This window comes from Streptomyces sp. SBT349, from assembly GCF_001083795.1.
In the GTDB taxonomy this organism is placed as follows: domain Bacteria; phylum Actinomycetota; class Actinomycetes; order Streptomycetales; family Streptomycetaceae; genus Streptomyces.
Map to the genome: position 1 here is coordinate 1 of NZ_LAVK01000444.1, position 5,215 is coordinate 5,215.

The 5,215-nt window shown below is 68.6% G+C and carries 2 protein-coding genes; both read right to left on the bottom strand.

Annotated features, from left to right (window positions below):
* The coding region (locus ADY01_RS32385; protein ID WP_049580311.1) for a type I polyketide synthase at nucleotides 1–1,572 on the bottom strand (1,572 nt) is incomplete at its 3' end.
* A 49-nt stretch (nucleotides 1,573–1,621) separates the two neighbouring features.
* Nucleotides 1,622–5,215 (bottom strand): SDR family NAD(P)-dependent oxidoreductase (locus ADY01_RS32390; protein ID WP_159001556.1); only part of this gene is annotated, 3,594 nt, incomplete at its 5' end.

The window sequence follows — 5,215 nt, forward strand, 5'->3', positions numbered from 1 at the left end:
CCCCACCGCCAACGACCACCCCACATCCACCAACGACACCCCGGCCCCGGCACCACCTTCAAGGAACTCCCGCAGGCGCGCCGCCTGTCCGGCCAGCGCCCCGGCCGACCGGGCCGACACCACCAACGGCACCACACCACCCGGCGCCGGATCCTCCGCCACCTCCACCGCACCGGCCTCCCGCACCGGCGCCTCCTCCACGATCACATGCGCATTCGTCCCACTGATCCCGAACGACGACACGCCCGCCCGGCGCGGGCGCCCGTTCCGCTCCCACGCCACCGGCTCGGCCAGCAACTCCACCGCACCCGCCGACCAATCCACATGCGGGGAGGGCTCCTCGGCATGCAATGACTTCGGCAGCCAGCCATGGCGCATCGCCATCACCATCTTGATCACACCCGCCACACCCGCAGCCGCCTGCGCATGCCCGATGTTCGACTTGATGGACCCCAGCCACAACGGCCCACCGTCCGCCCGATCCCGGCCGTAGGTGGCCAGCAACGCCTGCGCCTCAATCGGATCACCCAGCGACGTCCCCGTACCGTGCGCCTCCACCGCATCCACATCCGCCACCGACAACCCCGCGCTCGCCAGCGCCTGCCGGATCACCCGCTGCTGCGACGGACCATTCGGCACACTGAACCCGCTACTCGCGCCGTCCTGGTTCACCGCCGACCCGCGCACCACCGCCAGCACCTCGTGACCGTTCCGCACCGCATCCGACAGCCGCTCCACCAGCAGCACACCCACACCCTCCGACCACCCCGCGCCGTCCGCAGCAGCCGAGAAGGACTTGCAGCGCCCATCCGCCGCCAAACCGCGCTGCCGGCTGAAGCCGACAAAGACATCGGGGGTGGGCATCACAGTCGTCCCACCGACCAGAGCCATAGGGCATTCGCCGTTGCGCAACGCCTGCACCGCCAGGTGCAGCGCCACCAACGACGACGAACACGCCGTGTCCACCGTGACGGCGGGTCCTTCCAAACCGAACGAATAGGCCAGCCGACCGGAGACAACGCTGGCAACAGCCCCCGTCCCAAGAAAGCCCTCGTAGTCGTTCCCGGCTTGTTCGAGCAACTTCGCGTAATCGTGGTACATCGACCCGGCGAAGACACCGGTCCCACTACCGCGGAGCGACGTAGGGTCGATACCAGCGCGTTCGAACGCTTCCCAGGCAACCTCCAGCAGCAGCCGTTGCTGCGGATCGGTGCCAACCGCCTCACGCGGCGAAATCCCGAAGAACTCAGGATCGAAACCGGCTATATCCTCGAGAAAACCGCCCTCGAGCACATAGGTCTTGCCCTCTTTGTCGGGGTCCGGGTCGTAAAGGTCCTCAAGGTCCCACCCACGGTCGTTCGGGAAGCCGGCGATCGCGTCCCCACCCGAGTCGACCAGCCGCCAGAGATCCTCGGGGGAGGCGACCCCGCCCGGATAACGGCACGCCATGCCCACGATCGCGATGGGCTCACGGTTCTTCGCCTCACGCTCACTCAGACGTTGACGCGCGTCCCGCAGGTCGACAACGACTCGATTGAGATATTCCCGAAGCTTCTTTTCCTCGCTGGTCACCGTCGCCAACCCCTCTGGAGAGCCAAAGAATACGCTGCGTGCACGTGCGTTAAAGAGTTCCTAGCTCTCTGTCGATCAGCTCGAACATTTCCTCGTTCGTTGCCGCAGCCACGTCGTAGTCGCCGTCCTGATTCCGCTCGCTGCCCGTTTCGACCTTCTGCAGCATGTCCCTGAGCATCCGCGCCAACTGCTCGCGCGTTTCCTCATCAGGAGAGCATTCGGCAAGCACCTGCTCCGCCTTCTTCAAAGCCTCGGCTGCTTTGGTGGCCTGTCCTGCCATCAGGGAGTCGTCGCCTTCGGGCTGAAGTTCCGCGAGGAGGTACTCGGCCAGCGCCGACGACGTGGGACGGTCGAAGGCCAGCGTGGAAGGGAGTCGCAACCCAGTGGCGGCGCTGAGGCGGTTGCGGAGTTGGACAGCGGCAAGCGAATCGATGCCCATATCGACCAGTCCCCTGCCCGCGTCCACTGCTTCTGGCGTGGCGTGACCGAGCACGGAGGCGACATGGGTACGGACGACCTTCAGCAGCAGGTGCTCCCGTTCCATCTCCGGCAGCGCCGCCAACTGCGCCGCGAGGGGGCCGCCTTGATCGTCGGCCCCGACTGCTCCCGCAGCTCGTCCCCGTCTCACCGGCTTCCGCACCACGTCGCGGAACAAGGGGGACAGCACTCCCGCGGCAGCCTCTTCGCGCAGTCGCGAGGCATCGAGGCGCACCGGCACGAGGAGTCCCTCAGCTGCGTCGCCCTCGCCACCTCGCACCGCCGCGTCGAAGTGATGCAGTGCGACGTCGGTGGGCAGCGCCAGGAATCCCCTGCTCGCGAGCCTGCTCTCCGTGTTCTCGCCGGACTTCCTGACCAGCGCGCTCTCGGGCTCCTCCCAGAGGCCCCACCCCAAGGAGACCGCAGGTATGCCCCGCGCGCGCAGATGACGGGCCAACGCGTCGAGGAACGAGTTGGCGGCCGCGTAGTTGCCCTGACCGGTGTTTCCGACGACACCCGCGGCCGACGAGAAGAACACGAACATCCGCAGGTCCAGATCGCGCGTGAGGTGGCAGAGGTTGAGCGCGGCATCGACCTTCGGACGCAGCACCCGTTGGACCTGCTCCCGGCTCAACGACTCGACGAGACCGTCGTCCACAGCACCGGCCGCGTGCACGATGCCGGTGAGCGGCGCGGACTGAGGAATCGTGCGCAGCACCGCGCCGAGCCCATCACGGTCGGCCGCGTCACAGGCCAGGATCTCGACGACCGCGCCGCGCTCCCGCAACTCTTCCCGAAGCTCAAGCGCCCCCGGGGAGTCCATGCCGCGCCGACTGGTCAGAACCAGACTCTTGACCCCGTGCTCCCTCACCAGATGGCGCGCCACGACAGCGCCAAGGGTGCCAGTCCCGCCCGTGATCAGAACGGTGCCGTCTCCGACCGAGCGCGCGCGAGAGCCGGTGGTCTCCTCCCGCCGCTCGTTCCGTTCATTCCGCTCATGGGCGCCGTGGCGCATCAGCCGTGGCACGAACGCCGTCCCGCCCCGAAGCGCCACCTGGGATTCACCCGCGTCTCGCGCGGCGGCGATGGCCTGAGGTAGCGGCGAGGTCGCGACGGTGTCCTCACCCGCGTCGCCGTCCAGATCAACGAGCACGAAGCGGCCCGGGTTCTCGGAGGCTGCCGACCGCAGCGCCCCCAGCGCCGCCGCCTGGGCAAGGTCGGTGATGTCCGCGTCGCTGCCCCGGACGAGCTGCGCGCCCCGGGTCACGACCACGAGTCGCGATTCCGAGAACCTCTCGTTGGCCAGCCATTCCCGTGCCATGCCGAGAACCTCGTTGACCGTCTCGTGGACGTGCATCTGCGCCAGGTCCGAGTCGTCTCCCGACACGTCCTGGCCTTCGTGTTCTTCGCGAGAAGCCATCGGCCACACAACGGCTGAGGGCGCGGGAAGCCCCGAGTCGATCGCATCAGCAAGGGCGCCCAGGCTCGCGAAAGCTCCTGCCTGGTCGGATGGTTTCCGCGGATCGAGCACTACGGGTGCGCCGGAGACACCGGCGAACTCCACGCCGTCAAGGGGCAACGGCTTCCACCGCAGGACGAACAGCGAGTCATCGGCGAGGCCGGATATATGCCGCAGTTGCTCAGGTGCGGCGGGTCGGGATACCAGAGAACGAATCAGCGCAACGGGCTGACCGCTCGCGTCGGCCATGCGGACCGTGACCTCTTCGCGGCCGGACCGTTCCAGGTGGACGCGCAATGTGCTGGCTCCCTGGGCCAGCAGGCGTATCCCGTGGAAGGCGAACGGCAGCCACACCTCGCCCGACCTCTCCTCCAGGTCCTCGGCGACGACGGCGTGCAGAGCGGCGTCCAGCAGCGCGGGGTGGAGGCCGAAGCGCGCCGCGTCCCCGTGAAGTTCCTCGGGCAGCGCCACCTCGGCGAAGAGGTCCTGGTCCGTGCCTCGCCAGACCGCGCCCAAGCACTGGAAAGCCGGCCCGTACTCGTAACCCGCCTGGGCCATCCGTTCGTACATGCCGCCGGCTCTGCCGACTGCATCGACGCTGTTGACACCGTCGATGTCGATCCGCTGAGCGCCGGGTGGGGGCCATTGGTCCAGATGTACCGCGCTCTCGTCGCCGGATGTCACCCCGCTGGTACGGGTGTCAGTCGTCATGAGGGTGGCGGTCGCATGGCAGGTCCAGGAGTGGCTGTCGTCCTCGTCAGCCGACCGGGAATGGACGGTGGCCTCGCGCTGTCCAGCATCACCGGCCGCGCCGACCCGCACCTGAATCTGAACCCCTCCACGCTCCGGCAGGAGCAAAGGTGCTTGAAGGGTGAGTTCCTCGATCTCGTCGCAGCCGACCTCGTCGCCGGCGCGGATCACCAGGTCCACCAATGCGGTCCCCGGCACGAGAACGGTTCCGTGGACGGCGTGATCGGCCAGCCAGGGGTGCGTGGACAGCGACAGCCGTCCCGTCAGCAGCCACTCGTCGCTGTCGGCCATCCCCACCGCCGCCCCCAGCAGAGGATGGTCCGCCACCCCGAGGCCCAACTCCCGTGCGTCGCCGGCCGTATGAGCGTGGCCGGTGTGTACCCAGTACCGTTCCCGCTGGAAGGCGTAGGTGGGCAGGTCGACGCGGCGCGGATGGTCGCCGGGGAAGATGGCGTTCCAGTCCAGGTCCACCCCGTGGACATGGGCCTGCGCGGCGCTGGTGAGGAACTGCACCAGCCCGCCCCGACCGCGGCGGAGCGTCTCGACCACCGCGCACTCCGCTTCGGCGTCCGCCAGCGTGTCACCGATACCGACGGTGAGCACGGGGTGGGGGCTGGCCTCGATGAAGATGCCGATGCCCTGCCCGGCCAGTGCCTCGATCACCGGGTGGAAGAGCACCGGGTCGCGCAGGTTCCGCACCCAGTACGCGGCGTCGAGGGTGGCGGTGTCCACCACCTCACCGGTGACCGTCGAGCGGAACTCCACTTCGCCCGCCATCGGACTGATCCCCGCGAGAGCCTGGGTCAGTTCGTCGCGGATCTCCTCGACCTGCGGGCTGTGGGAGGCGTAGTCCACCCCGATCCGCCGCGCCCACACCCCCTCCTCCTCGCACCGCGCCAGCAACTCCTCCACCGCCGCCACCTCGCCGGACACCACCGTCGACGCGGGCCCGTTGAC